This is a genomic window from Halpernia humi (assembly GCF_900108025.1).
GTDB classification, from domain to species: Bacteria; Bacteroidota; Bacteroidia; order Flavobacteriales; family Weeksellaceae; genus Halpernia; species Halpernia humi.
Map to the genome: position 1 here is coordinate 689,159 of NZ_FNUS01000001.1, position 20,401 is coordinate 709,559.

Consider the following 20,401-nt stretch of genomic DNA (forward strand, 5'->3'; position numbering starts at 1 on the left):
AAACTTTAAGCCTTTCAATTTTTTTGAAAGGCTTTTTTTTTAAAATAATTTTTAAAACTATATTTGTGAAAACTAATTTATAAAATATGAGCACTTCCACTCTACTACTTCTTTTTGTTTTCGTTTATTTTGTCGGGCTTCTCGTCATTTCCTATTTTACCAGTAAAAATGCCGACAACCAATCTTTTTTTATCGGAAACCGAAAAAGCAAATGGTGGCTTGTGGCTTTTGGGATGATCGGAACTTCGCTTTCCGGCGTTACTTTTATTTCCGTTCCGGGAACAGTGGGGAAAATGACAGAAGGTGCCTATAAATTCGGTGGTTTTGAATATTATATGTTGGTTGTTGGTTTTTTTCTCGGGTATTTTATTGTCGCATTTGTCTTACTTCCACTCTATTATAAAATGAATTTGACGTCGATTTACACTTATTTAGGAAATAGATTTAATGTAGAAGCGCACAAAATCGGTTCACTATTTTTTATTATTTCGCGTTCAATTGGTGCTACAGCAAGATTATTTTTAGTAGTCAACGTGTTGCAAATATTTTTACTTTCTGGTTTAGGCGTTCCATTTTGGGTGACTTCTGCCATAATTTTAATCATGGTTTTGCTTTACACTTACGAAGGCGGCGTGAAAACAATTGTAATTACGGACACTTTGCAAACGTCTTTTATGATTTTAAGTTTAGTCGCTTGCATCGCTTACATTCTTTCTCATCTCAATCTTTCTGCTGGAGAAGCGTATCATATTTTAGCAAAAAAAGATTACACCCATATTTTAAATACTGATTTTCATTCTAAAACTTTTTTCCTAAAAACCATTTTGGGCGGAATGTTCATTACCATCGCAATGACGGGTTTAGACCAAGAAATGATGCAGAAAAATATCTCGGTCGATAACCTTCACAATTCTAAAAAGAACATGCTCACTTTTGCCGGAACTTTGTTGTTGGTAAATTTTGCCTTCTTATTTTTAGGTGGTTTGCTCTATCTTTTTGCACAAAGTAATGGCGCAGAATACGGACAAATCGTCGATATTGTAAGCGGAAAAGCAACCCATGTTTTTGGTTTTAAAGACACCGCAGGAAATATCAAAAATATTATGGGCGATGATTTATTTCCCGCACTTTCTTTAAATGGTTATTTCCCAATTTTCATTGCCGTAATCTTCATTATCGGTTTAATTTCCGCGCTTTTTCCTTCTGCAGATGGCGCTTTAACTGCTGTTACAAGTTCTTATTGCGTCGATTTATTAAATCTAAATGAAGACAAAAAACGCACAGAAAAGCAAAAGAAAAGTTTGAGAATGAAAATTCACTTGACTTTCACAGTAATTTTCTTCGTCTTAATTATGGTTTTTAAGGCCATTAATGATAAATCAATTGTCTATTTAATTATGGAAGTTGCAGGTTATACTTACGGACCACTTTTAGGTTTATTTGCGTTTGGGATTTTAACAAAATACCAAATTCATAAGAAATACGGAATTCTCGCAGTTACGCTTTTAGCACCGGTTTTAACTTATTTAATTAATTATTTTGTCACTCAAAACAGCACTTATAAAATTGGTGTAGAACTCATTATTATTAATGGATTGATTACTTTCTTAGGTTTGTGGTTGATTCGTTTTAAAGGATTGAAGTTGGTGAAGTCATTATGAAAAAGTATAAAAATATATAATCTCACGACTATCCTTGTCAAGGTTTTAAACCTTGACAAGGTTCTGAAAAAATTGGAAAATGGAAAAAATAGATATCAGAATAACACCAATTGAGCCCGATTGTTTCTATCATATTTACAACAGAGGTATCAACGGAGAAATCATTTTTAAAGCCGAAAGAAATTACCAATTTTTACTTTTAAAAATTAAGAGCCTGTTTAAATTTATAATTTATTTTTACCATTAAGGAATTAAGCCATTTTCGCTTAAAAAACTTAATAAAAATCAATTTATTGATTGCTTAATCAGAATAAACTTAACTCACTGAAATTCTTAATGTTAAATTTAAGAATAAACAGAGTTTATTTTAATTTAGAAAATTAAGAAAAGGCTATAAAAAATTTATTGAATGAAATTTAAACAGGCTCTAAACAAAATCTTTTAAGTGTTTGTGATATTTATGCATATTGTTTAATGCCAAATCACTTTCATCTTTTAGTTAAAATCAAATCTGAAAATGAATTATTTGCATTTCAAAAAACTGACAAATTGGTAGAGAAAGGTTTGCATTCTGCACAAAATATATTTTCAAAACAATTTTCAAAAATTTTTAATTCTTATTCTCAAGCGTTTAATAAAGAAAATAATCGCCACGGTTCTTTAATTGAGTCGCCTTTTAAAAGAAAACTTATTTCTTCAGAAGATTATTTAAAACAGTGTATTATTTATATTCACCAAAATCCTAATCATGAAGATTTTAGAAATTATAAATATTCTTCCTACAAAAGTTTTTTAAGTAATTCTACAACTTCTTTAATGAGAAGTGAAGTATTAGAGTTATTTGGTGATAAAAAAAATTTTATATTTTGTCATAATATTCCATCTAACTACGAATTTTGAAATTAAATTATTAATTAACCTTGTCAAGGTTTAGAACCTTGAAAAGGATAAACGAGAAAATATCTTCAAACGGATTTTACACAATAATTTATTAAATATGCCAAAAATCCACCTTAAAACCTTCATTAAAGCCAAAAAAGAAATCGTTTTTGATCTTTCTAGAAGTGTAGATTTACATTTACTTTCCACAGAAAAAACCAATGAAAAAGCAATCGCAGGAAAAACTTCTGGGTTAATGGAATTAAATGATGTCGTTACTTGGCGCGCAAAACATTTGGGATTCTACCAAAACTTAACCACAAAAATTACCGCTTTCGATAAATCCAATTATTTCGCAGATGAAATGCAAAAAGGTGCTTTTAAAAGTTTTAAACACGAACATTTTTTCGAAGATTTCGAAGATGGAACTTTAATGACGGATATTTTCAAATACAAATCGCCTTTCGGTATTTTAGGAATATTAGTGGATAAACTTTTTCTGAAAAATTATATGAAGAAGTTTTTAATAATTAGAAATAAAACCATCAAAAAAACCGCGGAAACTGAACAATACAAAGAAATCATTTTCTCGTTATAAAATTTGACCAAAAAAAATTTTCCATTTTCAAAGCCCACGCAATTTTCTTACTTTTGGGAAACTTTATAATTAAAAATAATGAGTCACTCAATTCAAGAACTAAAACAAACCGCAACGCAGATTAGACGCGATATTTTGCGAATGGTAAACGCCGTAAATTCCGGACATCCCGGCGGAAGTTTGGGCTGTACAGAATTTTTTACCGCACTTTATGGCAAAGTAATGAATTACCAATTACCCTTCACAATGGCAGGGAAAAACGAAGATTTATTTTTCCTTTCCAACGGCCATATTTCACCCGTGTTCTACTCTACTTTGGCAAGATTTGGTTTTTTTCCCGTTCCAGAATTGACGACTTTTAGAAAATTAGATTCAAGATTGCAAGGACATCCAACGACGCACGAAGGTTTACCAGGAATCAGAATCGCTTCTGGCTCACTTGGGCAAGGACTTTCTGTCGCAATTGGCGCTGCTTTGGGCAAAAAAATGGACGGCGACACAAGTTTGGTTTACACTTTACAAGGCGATGGCGAATTGCAAGAAGGGCAAAACTGGGAAGCATTTATGTTTGCCGCCGCAAAAAAAGTGGATAATATTATTGCGACAATCGATTATAACGGTCGCCAAATAGATGGTGATACCGAAGATGTTTTAAGTTTAGGAAATTTAAACGCAAAATTGAACGCTTTTGGCTGGTTCGTCATAGAAGAACCTAGAGGTAATGATTTGGAATCTGTCATCAACGTTTTAGAACGTGCGAAAAAAGAAACAGGCAACGGAAAACCAGTCGCAATTATCCTTCACACAGAAATGGGTTTTGGCGTAGATTATATGATGGGAAGTCACGCTTGGCACGGAAAAGCACCAAATGCAGAGCAATTAGAAAACGCACTTGGCCAGTTAGAATTAGACGAAAAAGCAGATTATTAAAATAATTTGGGCAGCATTTCCGCCTTCCGTTCCCAATCCCGCCGCGGCGGGGATTTCCACTCAAGTCGGGCTGCAACTGATTCATAAAAAGAAATAAACTTTTAAATTCGAGAAAATCGTTATAATTCGAGAAATTCTTAAAAACAGAAACATGAAATTTACATATACAGAAAAAAAAGACACAAGAAGCGGCTTCGGTGCTGGATTAGCAGAACTCGCAGATAAAAACCCAAATGTAGTCGCACTTTGTGCAGATTTAATTGGTTCTTTAAAAATGGAAAAATTCATTGAAAAAGCACCAGAAAGATTCATCCAAGTGGGGATTGCAGAAGCCAACATGATGGGCATTGCAGCAGGATTAACCATCAACGGAAAAATCCCATTTACTGGAACTTTTGCTAATTTTTCTACTTCGAGAGTTTATGACCAGATTCGTCAATCGATCGCTTATTCTGGGAAAAATGTCAAAATTTGCGCCTCTCACGCGGGCTTAACTTTAGGCGAAGATGGTGCAACACACCAAGTTTTAGAAGACATCGGCATGATGAAAATGCTTCCGGGAATGACGGTTATCAACACTTGTGATTATAACCAAACAAAAGCCGCAACTTTGGCAATTGCAGATTTTGAAGGACCGGTTTATTTAAGATTTGGAAGACCTGTAGTTCCAGTTTTTATACCTGAAGATATGCCATTTGAAATTGGAAAAGGGATTCTTTTGCAAGAAGGAACAGATGTAACCATTGTTGCAACCGGACATTTAGTTTGGGAATCTTTACTTGCCGCAGAAGAATTAGAAAAAGAAGGCATTTCTTGCGAAGTGATTAATATTCATACTATTAAACCTTTAGACAACGAAATTATTTTAAAATCAGTAAAGAAAACGGGTAAAATTGTTACTGCAGAAGAACATAATTATCTTGGCGGTTTAGGCGAGTCTGTTGCCGGAATGCTCGCAAAAAATCATCCAACAAAACAAGAATTTGTAGCCGTGAATGACACTTTCGGGGAATCTGCAACACCAGCGGAATTGATGCACAAATACAAGATTGATGCAGATGCTGTTGTAGAAGCAGTGAAAAGAATTTTAGAATCTTAACTTAAAAATTTAAAATATTCTTATAAAAAAACCAACTTAGTGTTGGTTTTTTTATTTAAAATGATACTAAAAAATTCATGTAGCGACGAAAATTCTATTTAATTAAATAAAAATTATTGTTGTTGCTGCTGTTGAATTTGCATATATCTCATGTATGAATTATTGATATCTGAATCATTAACCTGATCATTTACGCTAATAAAAGATGGTTTTTCTATTGGATCATTAAAGAAATCTGCACTTAATTTGTTTGTCATCCGATCTCTATTTTAACTTCTAAACGATGTTCAAAAAAGACTTTAAAGTAATTAAAAATAAAAATAATTTGCTATCGCAAACTTTAGAATCGACAAAAAAAACTCTGTAACATTAGTTACTAAAAAATCATTTTAGTAGTATTAGGTTTGTAGAATAGATATTTGTTTAACCTTAAATTATTTAAAATGAAAAAATTTATCATACTTAGTGCGCTTGGTTTATCATTTTTTGCTTCTAGCGAAATGAATGAAAAACTTGTCCTTTTAACCGACCAAGAAAAATCAGATTTATTATTTTTACGGGAAGAAGAAAAACTAGCAAGAGACGTGTATATCTATTCTTACAATAAATATAACATGAATATATTTTCTAATATTTCCAACAGTGAGCAACATCACATGAGCAATGTTTTAAATTTGTTGAACAAGTATGGACTTGCCGACCCAATCACGAATAACGCGCCCGGTGTCTTTTCAAATAGTGAATTGCAAACACTTTATAATCAATTAACTAACACCTGTGATGTTTCACTAAATAAAGCCTTGGAAGTGGGTGCCAACATTGAATATTTAGACATAAAAGACATAAATAAATTCAAGAGTCATACTTCAAATAGTGATTTACTTGATGTTTATGATAAACTTACTTGCGGCTCCAGAAACCACATGAGAGCGTTCGTACGTCAACTAGGCACTTACAAACCAATCTATATCAGCCAAACAGAATTCAATTCAATTATCAATTCATCAAAAGAGCAATGCGGCAGACAATAAACGAAGGAAATTTAAGCAATGAAAGCGAAATTTTCTGAATTTTTAGGTGAAAATCAAAATCAGCAAACTCGCCAAAAATATTCTGAAAATCGTAACTAAAGGATAAACCTGCGCATAACTTTGAATCGGAATATCTGAATCTAAATAATTGGTGCTAAAAGATAGTGCAGCTGGATCGGTATAACTTCCGCTCATAATCCCAACCAATTGTAGATAATTAATTTTCAAGATAAATCTACCAATTATCACCATTGAAATTAAAGGTATAAAGGTAATTGCAGAACCGAAAAGCAACCAATTCCAACCATTATATTTAATAAAATTTTCGTAGAAACCATCACCTGCATGAATACCTACAGCGGCAAAAAATAAGCATATCCCGAAATCCTTCATAAAGTAAATTGCACCGTTATTAATGTAAGAATGGATGAAAGAAATACCACCATATCTTGAAATTAAAAGCGCCACAATTAAAGGTCCAGCCGCAAAACCAAGTTTTATAGGCACTGGTAAACTTGGAATTATAATCGGGATAGATCCTAAAACTACGCCTAAAAGCAAACCTGCAAAAAGAGATAGAAAATCGGGCTCTAACAATTTTTTTTCGGAATTTCCGATGATTTTCTCTACTTCTTCAATGGCGTCTTTTGAGCCGATTACTCTTAATTTATCACCATAAAACAACTCTAAAGAAGGGCGAGGCAATATTTCTTTTCCTGCTCTAAAAACCCGTGTTACTTTTAAATCATAGGTGTTAAAAAGATCAAGCTGCGAAAGCGTTTTGTGCAGAACTGAAGATTTTGTAACAAAAATATTTTTCTTGTGAATATCAGAATCAGATTCAATAAAAAGATCTTTTGATTCTCGCCCTAATAGACCAATAAATTCATCTAAATCTTTCTCTATGCCCACTACCATCAAAACATCTCGGTCTCGCAATTCGTGGTCTAAGGTTGGAGATTTTACAACTACACTTCCACTGTGTTTTAATCTCGAAATAACGATTTCATTTCCAACATCTTTTAAAATTTGATGAAGTGATTTTCCGAAAAATTCTGGATTTGTAACCCGCATTTTTTTATGAACTAAAGGCAATTCGCTGTCAATTTTTGCTTTCCGAAATTTTTTCATTTCTTCATTCGGATCAATTTTCATAAGTATTTTAGAAAGAATAATCGTTCCAATAATCCCGAAAACGCCAAGCGGATAAGTGATGGCATAACCAATCGTTGGATCATCAAAAACTTTATTTGGAAAAGAATTTTTTATTTCTTCAATGGTATTTTTCGCCGCTCCTAAACCTGGTGTATTGGTCACTGAGCCACTCATTATTCCGACTAAATTTTCAATTTTAAGTCCAGTGAATTTAAAAAGTACCAGCGTTACCACTCCACTAAAAAGCACTGTGGAAACGGCTAAAATATTAAATTTTAAACCATCATTTTTAAAGGAAGAAAAAAAGGAAGGCCCCACCTGCAAACCAATACCGTAAACGAAAAGAATCAAACCAAAATCACGAATAAAATCAAGTATTTCCGCTTGAATTCTATAACCAAAATGTCCCAAAAGAAGGCCTGTAAACATCACGGCAGAAACGCCAAACGTAATTTTCCCCAACTTTAATCGCCCGACAAATATCCCTGTTGAAATTGCTAACATAATCGCAACAATAGAATTTGTAACACTCGGATCTTCTACTGGCATCAATAAGACTTTTAACCACTCAAACATTGCTTTTAATTTTATACAAATTTAATCTTAATATAATCGAATTGCTTAAAATATGTAATTAAATTTGTCATATTTCTTGAAATACTTATCATTTCAAAAATTCTTCAAATAGTTAAATTGCACATTTTATTAAAAAAAATAAATTTTAAAATTTAAGGGTTTGGGGATTATTTTAGCAAAGAAGATATTAAAGAAAAAAAATTAACAATTAATCTTGATTTTCTCTAAAATCGCATCCACACAATTTATACCGTCTATCGCAGCAGAAATAATGCCGCCCGCATAGCCTGCTCCTTCGCCGCAAGGATAAAGACCAGAAATCTCTACATGTTCCAAAGTTTCTGCATTTCTTGGTATTGAAATGGGTGAAGAAGTTCTACTTTCTGGCGCATGCAAAACGGCTTCATTGGTATAAAATCCTTTCATGTTTTTACCATATTCTACGAAAGCTTTTTTTAATCTTTTTGAAATTAAAGGGGGTAAAACTTGCGCCAAATCTACAGATGTAATGCCCGGTAAATAAGACGTTTTCGGGAAATTTTTAGAAATTTTTCCTTCTACAAAATCTACCATTCTTTGCGCCGGAACTTTCTGCGTTTTTCCTGCCGCTTCCCAACAATCGCGCTCCACTTTTTGCTGAAAATCTAGACAAACAAATGGATTATTTTTCTCAAAATTGGGCAAATCTTCGGGCTTCACACTCACTACAATTCCAGAATTTGCAAACGGATTATTGCGTTTACTTGGGCTCCATCCGTTGGTTACAACCTCTTCTTGAGCGGTGGCACATGGCGCAATAATGCCGCCTGGACACATGCAAAAAGAATAAACGCCCATTTCATCAATTTGCTCTACCAAAGAATAAGAAGCGGGTGGCAAATTCGGATTTTCGCCATCTTTATGATATTGTATTTTATTTATTAATTCTTGCGGATGTTCCACACGAACGCCTATTGCAAAAGGTTTTGCTTCAATTTTAATATTTTTAGAATGCAATAAATAAAAAATATCACGTGCAGAATGGCCGGTTGCTAAAATTACATTTGTTGCATCAAACCATTTTTCATGATTAATTTCAATGCTACAAACTTTATTATTTTCAATATTAAAATCAGTGAGTTTACTTTCGAAATGAATTTCTCCACCAGAACTTAAAATTTCTTCCCTCATCGCAATAATAATTTGAGGCAATTTATTGGTTCCAATATGCGGATGCGCATCCACTAAAATATCAGAATCTGCCCCAAAATGAACAAACCATTCCAAAGCTTTCAAGACATTTCCGCGTTTCTTAGAACGGGTGTAGAGTTTACCATCGCTATAAGTTCCCGCACCACCTTCGCCAAAACAATAATTAGATTCTGGGTTTACGATATGTTCTTTATTAATCTTGGCTAAATCTCTGCGCCGCTCTCGCACTTCCTTGCCACGTTCAAAAACGATGGGTTTCAATCCGGCTTCAATCGCTCGCAAAGCCGCATAATAGCCTGCAGGACCAGCGCCAATAATTACGATTTCAGTTTTACCAGAAACATTTTGTGATTGAAAAGCAGAAATTATATCTCGTTTTTCACCGATTTTCCAGAATTCTACTTGCAAATTTATTTTTACATAAGATTGCCGCGCGTCGATTGATCGCTTTCTAATGCGCCAATCAGAAATATTTTTCTCCATTAAATTAGCCTTTTTTAAAGCGGTTTTTAAAATAAAGGATTGATCTTCCAACTGATTGGGCGAAATTGCAATTTGAACGAGTATACTCATAACTGCAAATATACTTTAAAAAAGATTTTTTTTGAATTAAATTAAAAAAAGGAACGTGGCTTTTGTTCATTTAAAAACTTAATTGTTTTTTAATTAAAATTTCAGGTTGCGGCGCACCAGCCAAATTTTTCCGCAATTATTGCTTCTTTGTGCATTTCTAAATAATCTAGAAAAGCCTCAGCAACTGGCGAATGTTTTTTACCCTCTCGCCAAATTAGTTGCCATTTTGTAGTGATGGGCAAACCAGCACAAGAAATAATCTGAATTTTTTCGGTTTCTAATTCATTTCGCAACCCGATTATTGGCATAATGCTAAAACCCAAACCTGCAATAATAGCTTGTTTTACGGCTTCGTTGGTGGCCAACTCCATCCGCTTTAAAACTGTTAAATTCTTGTCTTCAATAAATTGTTCCATCGTTTGCCGTGTTCCTGAACCTTTTTCACGAAAAATTAGCGGCAAATTTTCAAAAATATTTTTAATATTTTGATTTTTCTTTAAATCTATTCCGGCTTTTCCTACCAAATAAAGTTGATTGTCTAACAAGTCTAGTTTATCTACATTCAGTTTTGAAGGCAGCAGTGAAACGAGCGCAAAATCTACTTCATTATTTTCTAAACTTTCTATTACTTTTTGTTTATTCGTTACATCCATCTGCAATTGAACTTCAGGATGATTTTGCATAAAATCTGTTAAGAAATAAGGCATTACATATTTTGCTGTGGACACGATGGATATTCGTAAACGACCCGTTAATAGGCCTTTGTAAGAAGCAGTTTTAAAATCTATTGCTTGAACTTGTTGCAAAATCTGTTCTGCAGCGGCCGCGATTTCGCGTCCAAAATCTGTGATATAAATCCGTCTTCCCATCACTTCTGTAAGGGGAATTGGAAATTGGTCTTGAAAGTTTTTTAGTTGAATGGAAACCGCTGGTTGGCTTAAAAATAATTCTTCCGACGCTTTGGTTACGCTTTCAGTTTGTACAATTTTTAAAAAGACTCTTAATTGGTTTAAAGTATAATTCATAAAAATTACTTATAAATATTATTGTAAATATATATAAAAATATATGAATAAAAACCATCAACTTTGCAACATTAAATAATTAAAAAAAACTTTATGACACGAATTACAGTTGCAAAAGGTGATGGAATTGGTCCAGAAATTATGGATGCTACTTTAGAAATTTTAAAAGCAGCCGGTGCAAAAATTGAAATTGATGAAATTGAAGTGGGTGAAAAAGTGTATTTATCTGGAAACACTTCCGGTATTTCGAAAGACTCATGGGACACGATCCGCAAAAACAAAATTTTCTTAAAAGCGCCAATTACTACTCCACAAGGTGGCGGTTATAAAAGTCTAAATGTAACGACGAGAAAATTTTTAGGCTTATATGCAAACGTTAGACCTTGCATGAGTTTAAGTCCTTTTGTGAAAACAAAACATCCAAAAATGGACATTGTAATCATCCGTGAAAATGAGGAAGATTTATACGGTGGCATCGAGCATCAGCAAACGGACGAAGTGGTGCAATGTTTAAAATTAATTAGCCGACCTGGATGCGAAAAAATCATCCGTTATGCATTTGAATATGCAAAAGTTTATGGCAGAAAAAAAGTAACCTGCTTTACAAAAGATAATATCATGAAGCAGACGGACGGTTTATTTCATAAAGTTTTTGATGAAATAGCGTTAGAATATCCTGAAATTGAAAGCGAACACTGGATTATTGATATAGGTTCAGCAAAAATGGCCGATACGCCGGAAGTATTTGATGTAATTGTAACATTAAATCTGTACGGTGATGTTATCTCTGATATTGCTGCCCAAATTGCTGGCTCTGTTGGCTTAGCAGGTTCTGCAAATATTGGAGAAGAATGCGCAATGTTTGAAGCCATCCACGGTTCTGCGCCAAGAAGAGCCGGGCAAAATATGGCAAATCCTTCCGGATTGTTGGAAGGCGCGGTAATGATGCTGAATCATATTGGGCAAACGGATGTTGCAGAAAAAGTGCAAAACGCCTGGCTGAAAACCATCGAAGACGGCATTCACACTTATGACATTTACAAAGAAGATGTGAGCAAAGAAAAAGTTGGCACAAAAGAGTTTGCACAAGCCATCATCAAAAATCTAGGCCAGAAACCAACGATTTTAAAAGACGTGCATTATGCAAAAGATGCTGTTTTAAATTTGCCAAAATACAAGAAAAAACCAGCGGCGCAAAAAGATCTAGTTGGCGTAGATTTATTTGTGCATTGGAATGGGACGAACCCAAATGAATTAGCGGAAAAACTTCAAACCATCAATACTGAAAATAAGCATTTGACGATGATTACCAATCGCGGTATTAAAGTTTGGCCAAATGGTTTTGAAGAAACCTTCTGCACCGATCACTGGCGTTGCAGATTTGAACCACAAGAAGGGAAAACTTTATATAAAAATAACATTATCACGCTCTTAGCAAAAGCTTTAGACGCGAAAATAGATGTGGTAAAAACCGAAAACCTATATAATTTTGACGGAAAAGCGTCTTTCTCTTTAGGACAAGGGCAATAAAAGTAGTATTCACCAAAAATAAACCAAAAAAGATGCGGAAAATTCTGCATCTTTTTTCTAAAAATTAAAAGAAAATGAGTTTATCAGAAACTTTAAAATTAAGCCTTATTGAAGGAAACTTTTCTGCAGAAGAAGCCAAAGAAATATTACTAAAAATGTATGGCACAAAACTAAATTATCATCAAAGAAAAAATCTCAGTAGCAACGAAAGATTTGGAAAAGACGACGAAACTTCTCAAGTTAGAATTCCAATATTAAAGGAAAATATTAAACAAATTAGAAGTTTAACGGAGGCTGCAATTTTAAACAACCAACGATTAACAATCAGTTCCCAAATTTTTATTGGGCCAGAAGAAAATTCTGAATTTTAACCCAAAAAGATTATTTTAAAATAATCCGTGGAATATCTGGTGAAATCCTAGTTAATAATTCATAATTTAAAAGATTGCTATAATCGCTAAAAGAGGAAACTGACAAGGTTTTATCTTCCTGATTTCCAATTAGTACAATTTCATCACCACGTTTAACATGCGGCAAAACTGTAACTTCAACCATCATCATATTCATATTGATGGTACCGATTACAACGCAACGTTCACCATTTATCAAAACGCGGCCAACATTGCTTAAACTTCGGCTGTAACCATGTGCATAGCCAACAGGAACTAAAGCAATTTTCATGTTGTCATCGGCCATAAAAGAAGTGCCGTAACCTACAAATTCGCCGCGTTTTACTTTTTTTACGCTCATTACTTCACTTTTCCAAGAAATAATTCTTCTTAGAGGATCACTATTTTTCTTTTTTGTGTTGTAATAATTCACCAAAACTTCGGCACTCGGCCAAAAGCCGTATTGCATAATGCCAATTCTCACCATATCCATTTGCGTTTCGGGATACATCATTGCACCTGCAGAACAAGCGGCATGTTTTTGAATCGGTTTTAAATTAAGTTTACAAAATTTATCATAAATGCTATTATAAACTTCAATTTGCTTTTTTATGCGGACAAAATTAGCGATACTTTCTGCACCTGCGAGATGCGTGCAAAGTCCTTTAAATACTAAATACTCAGTATTTTTTTTCAGAAAATTTTGCACCCATTTTAATTCTGAATTATTAAAACCAGTGCGGTTCATTCCTGTTTCAATTTCAATATGAACGATTGCCTTTTTACCTATTTTTTTTGCTGTTGCAACGGCAGAAATAAGGCGCTGTTTTTCAAAAACATAAAATTCAATATTATTTTCAATAATCCATTTCAAATCTTTTTCGTTTTCTAGCCAACCCATAATCATAATTGTAGCTTTATCTTGCACAACAGATTTCACACGCCGCGCTTCGTGGCTATCGAAAACAGAAAAATGATTCACATTTTCTGCCAAAGCAATTTCAACAAAATTTTCGATAGAATGCCCATAAGCATTGCCTTTCACAACAGAAGAAATCAAAACATTTTTTTTGAAATGATGTCGTAAAAAATTAATATTAGTTTTAAAAGCGTTGGAATCTAGTTCCAAATGAGAATTATTGTGCATCAATCTGTTGGCTAATTTTATAAAAAAGTTCCGCACCAGTTTCAGTCAACTCATCTGGCCAATCGTAATCTGGATTATGCAAGGCAGGCGTATCAATTCCGCTTCCCAAGCCAAACATTGCGCCTTTATAATGCTCAGTAAAAATGCCAAAATCTTCACCAAATGTGAATGGATATTTTTTTTCGGTTATTTTAAAATTTAATTCTTTAGCCGCATTACGAACAAAATCCACCACTTCTGGTGCATTTTCATTTGCGCTAAATTTTTGCGTCCAAGAGATTTCTGGTTTTAGATGGTGTTTTTGTGCAATTTCTCTCGCTATTGTTTCCAATTCAGTTTCTAATTCTTTCATTTCACGATTTGCATTTCGCCGAAATGTATAATGAATTTCGCCAAAACCAGCAGAAATACCGTGATCTTTTGTTCCCATATTAATATAAATGGGCGTCATTACCGTAAACTTTTCCTTATCGGGATTATCTTGCGTTTTTTTCTGAAATTCTTGTATAATTTCTGAAATTGCAACAGCAGGATTATGCCCATTTTGCGGTTCTGCAGCGTGCGAAGTTTTACCGTGAAGCTTGATGATTATTGAATTCACAGCGCAGGTAAACGTATTATTTTTAACTAAAACCTCATGCATTTCTGCTCCGGGGATATTGTGCAACGCAAAAACTTTGTCTGGATTTAATTTTTTAAAACGCTCATCTGCAATTATTGCAACGGCTCCTTCCCCATTTTCTTCCGCGGGTTGAAAAAGTAAAAGCAACTTGGTATGCTTCATTTTTTGCATTGCTATTTTTTTTGCAAAAAGACACATTAGACTCATGTGGCCGTCGTGCCCACATTTATGAGAAACGTTATTAAATAAAGATTTATGTTCAAAATTATTAATTTCTTGAATCGGAAGCGCATCCAATTCACAACGGAAAAGAATGGTTTGTTTTACTTCTTTTTCTGGTAAATAAACAGCAATAATTCCCGTACCATTTCCCAAATTTTCTAGCAATTCGTCTGGCTGATATTTTTTTAAAAAAGCACTTATTGTTTTTGCAGTTTCATATTCTTTGCCAGATAATTCGGGGTTTCTGTGCAAATGTCTTCGAAGTTCTAATATGTCGTTCATTGATAAATTTTAAATAGTTGCTAAAAGGTAAGAAAATTTAATTTTATGGTAAAATTAATCGAAATTTTCAACATTTAGGTTTAGAAAAGAAAGCAGCAATTTGAATAATAAAATTATATTTAAAAATTGTTTACTTAAACTTTGAATATTTTTAATTAATTTTAAAAAAAATAATTTCTATGAAATCGCCACGAACAATTTTGAGAATAAACGCAAATGAAGATTAAGGTTAGGGCGATAACATATGACCTTTAAAAAAAATAAAAATCTAGATATGAAAAAAATCTTCTACTTATTATTTCCTTTCCTATTATTTTCTTGCAACAAAGATGCTCTTACAGAAACAATTGCAAAATCAAAAATCACAGAATTTTATGGTGGTAAAATAGATGTTGCAAAAATCCCTGAAACAAATGGCGAAAAAAATGCGAGCAAATACCAAATAATAATTACTAATAGTAGTCTTATAAATTCCGATTCTGAAAATGCCAATTTTCACGCGGGAAACATCGCTTGGCTTTTTTACCATAATTTAGGTGCAGAGAAAAAAAATTATCCGCCCATTCGCGTTACAGAAATTATTAAAAACGGCAAACAAAAAGTTTATAATTTTACTTTGGCAGAATTGCAGGAAATAGATAAATTATACCGGCAAGTAGCAGTAACAAATGAGTTTTTAATTAAAAATAATACCGCCGCAATTGTTGCAGAATTCGATAAAAAGGACAATATTTCGCAAAAAGATTTAGACGATTTGTTAGAATCTGTTTACAAAGAATTTGGCATCATAAAAGAAATTCAATTTCAAGGTTTCGCGTTTGAAGAAGATGAAGATTTGGGTGAAGTTATAAATATTAAAGAAACCCTTGTGATGGAAAAAAACAATATTGCTCTTCATCTTTATTACGATCGAAAAACTAAAAAATTAGTGAGTTTTTATATTCCTTAAAAATATTCTTTATGAAAAATTTTATCCTGTTTTTTACTTTATTTTTCACCGTTGCGTCTGCACAAAACGATTTGGTATTCAATAAAAGTTTTATAGAAGCAGAAAATAATTGGGTGGCTTTCCCGAAAAATACAGATGGCGATTATCCTTATGGCTTTATATATATTGATTTGCAGGCGGGTTTAACTTTAGAATTTGGTGGGAAATTTAAAATAGATGCCGCTGGGAAATTAATTAATGAAAAGGATTCTAAAAATTCTAGTTTAAAAATTCGCTTGCAAGCCAACAATGTAAAAGTGGCCATTATTCCAAAAGAGAAACTTTTAGCATTAAATCTAGATCCAAACCCAGATTGGTTGAAATCTTATAAGATTGACACCACTTCTTCACGAAATTTATTTCGTTTGGGCTATCTTTATAATGAATATGGCGACTGCGCAAAAGCGGCAACTTATCTAGAAAAAGTGCAAAAAATAGATGCTAAGTTTGACGGTTTAAAGCCAGAATTGGCCTTCTCTTACAATTGTTTGAAACAATTTGATAAGGCCATCGCAATTTTAAAGGATGATATTGTGGAAAACCCTTCAGATGATTACGTTCACAAAGAATTGAGTTATGCATATCTTAAAAATGGAGATGTGTTAAACGCTGAAAAAACTTTTTACAAATGCATTCAAAACTGCAGTAATCAAAATTATTTAGGTGAAACGAGTTACAATATTTTATCATATTATTATCAATTAAAAGATGCTGCAAATTTCAAGATATGGCTTTCTACAGCAAAAAAATACAGTGCGGGCAATACAGACTTGTTGGCAGCTATCAAATCATTAGAAGACACATTTTTAAAATAATCTTTTACTTTAGTAAAAAACTTTACTAAAAATTATTATTAATTAAAATATTTTACTTAATTTTACATCATCAAAAGTTAGAGATTTAAGTGTCTGTATCTTTTGACTGTAAAAAAAGTAAAATATGAGAAATTATCTTGTCATAGGTGGTTCTTCCGGAATCGGAAAAGCATTAGTAGAAAATTTGCAAAAAAGCGGTAACACTGTGTTTGCTAGTTTCAACCAAACACAACCGACTGAATTTTTAGAAAATGTAAACTATTTTCCATTAAATGTTTTAGAAAACACCTTAGATTTAGCAATGCTTCCCGAAGAAATTCATGGCTTTGCTTATTGCCCGGGAAGTATAAATTTAAAACCATTTCACAGATTTTCAGAAGAAGATTTTATAAATGATTTTAGATTGCAAGTTCTAGGTGCAACAACTATAATACGTGAAATTTTACCGAAACTGAAACAAGCAGAAAATAGTTCACTCCTATTGTTTTCAACTGTTGCGGTGCAAAGTGGTTTTAATTTTCACTCGCAAGTGGCCATTTCAAAAGGTGCAATTGAAGGTCTTACGCGCGCGCTTGCAGCAGAATTTGCACCAAAAATTCGTGTGAATGCTATTGCGCCGTCGCTTACTGACACACCGTTAGCGAGTAAAATGCTTAATACGCCAGAAAAAATGGCGGCACAAGCCCAACATAATCCAATGAAAAAAGTAGGTTCTTCAGAAGATATTGCCAATACAGCGGCCTTTCTTCTTTCAGAGAAATCTTCTTGGATTACTGGTCAAATTCTTCACGTGGATGGAGGCTTTTCGTCACTGAAATAATATATCATTTGTTTTTATGTTTTAATGTTTGTTTGAAACCTACACTTTTTTAAGTGTAGGTTTTTTATAATCTTCATTAACTTAAAATTGAAACTTTCTCTTTCTTTTTTTTAAATAATATGATTTTTTAATTTAATCTTCAAATCGTATTTAAATAAATAAATGGACTAAAGCCCATTTATTTTGATTTTTAAAAATTATATTTTTCTAACTCAAGTCATTAATTACTGCTTTTTATCCACCACAATTCTATCTTTTCTGTTCGCTAATTCCCACGCAGTGGCGAAAACCAATTGCGCTCTTTTTTGTAATAAAACATAATTAATTTTTTCTGGATCGTCAGTCGGTTTATGATAATCTTCATGAATGCCATCAAAGAAAAAAGCCACGGGAATGCCTTTTTTTGCAAAATTATAATGGTCACTTCGGTAATATAATCTTTGCGGATCATTTGGGTCGTCATATTTATAATTCAAAATCAATTGATTGGTTTTTGCATTCGCTGTTTCATTTATTTTTTTCAAATCCGAAGAAAGCATTTCCGAACCAATAACATAAACGTAATTTTGTCCCCTATTGTCTGCATCATCTCTCCCAATCATATCAATATTCAAATCTGCAACAGTATTTTTTAAAGGAAAAATTGGATTATCGGCATAATATGATGAGCCAAACAAACCATGCTCTTCGCCAGTAACGTGCAAAAACAAAATAGAACGTTTCGGGCCATGCCCTTCTTTTTCGGCTTGCTTAAAGGCCTCTGCAATTTCCATTACAGCAACAGTTCCGCTTCCATCATCATCTGCTCCGTTGTAAACTACTCCATTTTTCGTTCCTACGTGGTCATAATGTGCAGAAATCACCACAATTTCTTCTGGTTTTTCTCTTCCTTTTATAAACGCCAAAATATTCGCTGAATCATTAAACGTCTCTCCTCTTCTACTTTTTTTGTTCATGTAGTCGGCTGGAACCGTTTGTAAATAAGAAGACATTTCTGGCGGATGAGAAATATTTAGGTTTTTGTAAAAGTTAATGATATAATCTGCGGCACGTTTTTGCCCAGGGCTTCCTGTATCGCGACCTTCCATATCATCTGCGGCAATAACGTATAAATTCTCTTTCAATTCCTCACTTTTAATGGAAGAATAAGCGTCTTTGAAGACTTTTCCGTCGTAAGAATAGTTGACTGCTGCACAACTTGAAAGCAAAGCAACAAAACTTAAAGTTGTAAAAATTTTATAGAATCTCATTTTATTTTTTTTCTAAAGATAATTAACTTTTTTGAAAGATAAAACTCAGTCATTTTTAATAACACTCTGAAAATTTTGAATTAAATATTAGAAGAAATACCTTTTAAAATATAAAATCTTCAAAAATATATTGGTTATCATTAAATTTTGCGGAAATATGATGATTTCCATTACTTAAAATAATGCGTTCTGCATTCAAAATAGAATTATATCGAGCGGTTTGCTCAAAGGTTTTTTCAGTTAATTTTACGGAAGGTGCTTTGCATTCCACCAATATTTTTGGATGTGTTTTTTCGGTAATTAAAAGATCAATTCTTTTGGTTAAACCATTGATTATCATTTTTTTTTCCAATATAATTGCGGAGGCAGAAATGTGTTTTTCATTAATGAAATACTGCACCCAATGTTGCCGCACCCATTCTTCTGGTGTGAGCAAAAACCAAGATTTCCGCACGTCGTCATAAATAAAAAACTTATCTTTGTCTTGCTTAAATTTAAAATTATAACTGTTCGGAAAGTTGAGTTTCGGAAGTTCCATCCTTTATGAAAGATTTGAATATTATTCTCAAAAGTATTAAAAATAAAACGTTTTTGCCGGTTTATTTTTTTCATGGCGAAGAATCATATTTTATTGATGTAGCGGTAAAAGCCTTAGAAAATGGCGTTTTAACGGAAGATGAAAAAGCCTTCAATGAAATTATAGTTTACGGAAAAGATACCACTTATGCAGAAATCTGCTCTTTGGCGCGGCAGTTCCCGATGATGGGCGACAAACAAGTAATTATCGTAAAAGAAGCGCAAGATTTAAAAAGCACGGAAGACGACACTAAAGCCTTCCTAACCTATCTAGAAAATCCTGTTGAAAGCACTATTCTAGTTTTCGGGCATAAAAATAAAAAATTAGATGGCAGAAAAGCGTTCGGCAAATTATTGGCAAAAAAGAACTTTACTTTTTACAGTGAAAAAATAAAAGATTATAAAATTGCACAGTGGATTTCTGATGAATGTAAAAAATTAAACATAAAAACTTCGCCAAATATACCTAATTTACTTGCGGAATATCTCGGCGATGATTTATCTAGAATTGCTAATGAATTAAAAAAACTTAAGATCGTTCTTAAAGAAAATGAAGTTTTAGATGAAAAACTGGTAGAACTTCACATTGGGATTTCCAAAGATTATAACGTGTTTGAGTTGATAAATGCTTTATCTGAAAACAATGCGAGCAAAGCCTTGAAAATTGCTCATTTTATGGGGAAAAATACGAAAGCAAATTCCATAATTTTATCTCTAGCCAATTTGTATAATTTTTTTTCTAATTTAATTATGTATCAAGCGATGGCTGGCCAAAATCCACAAACCATAGCCGCCGAAACAGATATTAATCCTTACGCATTACGTTTTCTGGCAATAGCAGCGAAACATTATAGTTTAAAAAATGCTACAAGAATAATTTCACTTTTGCGTGAAACCGATTTAAAAAGTAAAGGTTTGGGCGCGGTAAATGTAGGTGAAGATCAACTTTTGAATGAGTTGATATTTAAAATACTGAATGTGAACTCTATAAAAGTTTTGCAATAGTTTTACCAATCATTATCATCAAAAAAAATAATTAATA

At 33.0% G+C, this 20,401-nt stretch carries 20 protein-coding genes; 12 read left to right on the forward strand and 8 right to left on the reverse strand.

Annotated features, from left to right (window positions below; all coding sequences use genetic code 11):
• Positions 1-86: 86 nt before the first annotated feature.
• From C4S29_RS03240 to C4S29_RS03265, 5 genes are all read left to right on the forward strand, one after another.
• Positions 87-1,661, forward strand: a complete 1,575-nt coding sequence (locus tag C4S29_RS03240) for a sodium:solute symporter (protein ID WP_103912679.1) — start codon at positions 87-89, stop codon at positions 1,659-1,661.
• A gap of 474 nt (positions 1,662-2,135) precedes the next feature.
• Positions 2,136-2,561 carry a hypothetical protein gene (locus tag C4S29_RS03250; protein ID WP_103912680.1) on the forward strand — a complete coding sequence of 142 codons (426 nt, stop codon included), beginning with the start codon at positions 2,136-2,138 and terminating at the stop codon, positions 2,559-2,561.
• 97 nt (positions 2,562-2,658) lie between these two features.
• Positions 2,659-3,138, forward strand: a complete 480-nt coding sequence (locus C4S29_RS03255; RefSeq protein WP_103912681.1) for an SRPBCC family protein — start codon at positions 2,659-2,661, stop codon at positions 3,136-3,138.
• Between the two features lie 78 nt (positions 3,139-3,216).
• Complete coding sequence (locus C4S29_RS03260; RefSeq protein ID WP_103912682.1) at positions 3,217-4,068, forward strand: transketolase; 852 nt, start codon at positions 3,217-3,219, stop codon at positions 4,066-4,068.
• Positions 4,069-4,219: 151 nt separating this feature from the next.
• Complete coding sequence (locus C4S29_RS03265) at positions 4,220-5,167, forward strand: transketolase family protein (protein ID WP_103912683.1); 948 nt, start codon at positions 4,220-4,222, stop codon at positions 5,165-5,167.
• A gap of 113 nt (positions 5,168-5,280) precedes the next feature.
• On the opposite strand, the gene C4S29_RS14715 is transcribed toward C4S29_RS03265, so the two are convergent.
• Positions 5,281-5,424 (reverse strand): hypothetical protein, encoded by a 144-nt coding sequence (locus C4S29_RS14715; RefSeq protein ID WP_159969820.1) that lies wholly within the window; start codon positions 5,422-5,424, stop codon positions 5,281-5,283.
• A gap of 243 nt (positions 5,425-5,667) precedes the next feature.
• Between C4S29_RS14715 and C4S29_RS03270 the strand changes: the two genes are divergently transcribed.
• Positions 5,668-6,198, forward strand: coding sequence for a DUF2202 domain-containing protein (locus tag C4S29_RS03270; RefSeq protein WP_221405507.1), 531 nt, complete (start codon positions 5,668-5,670; stop codon positions 6,196-6,198).
• Positions 6,199-6,240: 42 nt separating this feature from the next.
• On the opposite strand, the gene C4S29_RS03275 is transcribed toward C4S29_RS03270, so the two are convergent.
• The 3 genes from C4S29_RS03275 to C4S29_RS03285 all read right to left on the reverse strand — a co-directional run bounded on the left by C4S29_RS03275 (position 6,241) and on the right by C4S29_RS03285 (position 10,718).
• On the reverse strand, positions 6,241-7,929 hold the full coding sequence (locus tag C4S29_RS03275; protein ID WP_103912685.1) for a putative transporter: 1,689 nt from the start codon (positions 7,927-7,929) through the stop codon (positions 6,241-6,243).
• 201 nt (positions 7,930-8,130) lie between these two features.
• Positions 8,131-9,693, reverse strand: a complete 1,563-nt coding sequence (locus C4S29_RS03280) for an NAD(P)/FAD-dependent oxidoreductase (protein WP_103912686.1) — start codon at positions 9,691-9,693, stop codon at positions 8,131-8,133.
• A gap of 101 nt (positions 9,694-9,794) precedes the next feature.
• Positions 9,795-10,718, reverse strand: a complete 924-nt coding sequence (locus C4S29_RS03285) for a LysR substrate-binding domain-containing protein (RefSeq protein ID WP_103912687.1) — start codon at positions 10,716-10,718, stop codon at positions 9,795-9,797.
• A gap of 93 nt (positions 10,719-10,811) precedes the next feature.
• Here C4S29_RS03285 and C4S29_RS03290 point away from each other — a divergent pair, with 93 nt between their 5' ends.
• Positions 10,812-12,248, forward strand: a complete 1,437-nt coding sequence (locus C4S29_RS03290) for an NADP-dependent isocitrate dehydrogenase (protein WP_103912688.1) — start codon at positions 10,812-10,814, stop codon at positions 12,246-12,248.
• 74 nt (positions 12,249-12,322) lie between these two features.
• Positions 12,323-12,619, forward strand: coding sequence for a hypothetical protein (locus C4S29_RS03295; protein ID WP_103912689.1), 297 nt, complete (start codon positions 12,323-12,325; stop codon positions 12,617-12,619).
• 10 nt (positions 12,620-12,629) lie between these two features.
• Here the strand turns inward: C4S29_RS03295 and alr are convergent, their stop codons facing one another.
• Together alr and C4S29_RS03305 are read right to left on the reverse strand one after the other, a co-directional pair.
• A complete protein-coding gene (alr, locus tag C4S29_RS03300) occupies positions 12,630-13,784 on the reverse strand; it encodes an alanine racemase (protein WP_103912690.1) in 1,155 nt (384 codons plus the stop codon).
• Entirely contained in the window at positions 13,774-14,910 is a 1,137-nt protein-coding gene (locus C4S29_RS03305) for an amidohydrolase (RefSeq protein WP_103912691.1), read from the reverse strand. Before C4S29_RS03305 ends, alr begins: the two co-directional genes overlap by 11 nt.
• A gap of 274 nt (positions 14,911-15,184) precedes the next feature.
• Between C4S29_RS03305 and C4S29_RS03310 the strand changes: the two genes are divergently transcribed.
• From C4S29_RS03310 to C4S29_RS03320, 3 genes are all read left to right on the forward strand, one after another.
• On the forward strand, positions 15,185-15,859 hold the full coding sequence (locus C4S29_RS03310) for a hypothetical protein (protein WP_146063248.1): 675 nt from the start codon (positions 15,185-15,187) through the stop codon (positions 15,857-15,859).
• Between the two features lie 11 nt (positions 15,860-15,870).
• Positions 15,871-16,713 carry a tetratricopeptide repeat protein gene (locus C4S29_RS03315; RefSeq protein WP_103912693.1) on the forward strand — a complete coding sequence of 281 codons (843 nt, stop codon included), beginning with the start codon at positions 15,871-15,873 and terminating at the stop codon, positions 16,711-16,713.
• Positions 16,714-16,837: 124 nt separating this feature from the next.
• A complete protein-coding gene (locus C4S29_RS03320; protein ID WP_103912694.1) occupies positions 16,838-17,533 on the forward strand; it encodes an SDR family NAD(P)-dependent oxidoreductase in 696 nt (231 codons plus the stop codon).
• A gap of 224 nt (positions 17,534-17,757) precedes the next feature.
• On the opposite strand, the gene C4S29_RS03325 is transcribed toward C4S29_RS03320, so the two are convergent.
• Together C4S29_RS03325 and C4S29_RS03330 are read right to left on the reverse strand one after the other, a co-directional pair.
• Positions 17,758-18,783, reverse strand: coding sequence for a M28 family metallopeptidase (locus C4S29_RS03325; protein WP_103912695.1), 1,026 nt, complete (start codon positions 18,781-18,783; stop codon positions 17,758-17,760).
• A gap of 103 nt (positions 18,784-18,886) precedes the next feature.
• Positions 18,887-19,321, reverse strand: a complete 435-nt coding sequence (locus tag C4S29_RS03330) for a type I restriction enzyme HsdR N-terminal domain-containing protein (protein ID WP_103912696.1) — start codon at positions 19,319-19,321, stop codon at positions 18,887-18,889.
• 5 nt (positions 19,322-19,326) lie between these two features.
• Between C4S29_RS03330 and holA the strand changes: the two genes are divergently transcribed.
• Positions 19,327-20,364: a DNA polymerase III subunit delta gene (gene holA / locus C4S29_RS03335; RefSeq protein WP_103912697.1), complete on the forward strand. Its 1,038-nt coding sequence runs from the start codon at positions 19,327-19,329 to the stop codon at positions 20,362-20,364.
• The last annotated feature ends 37 nt before the right edge of the window (positions 20,365-20,401 follow it).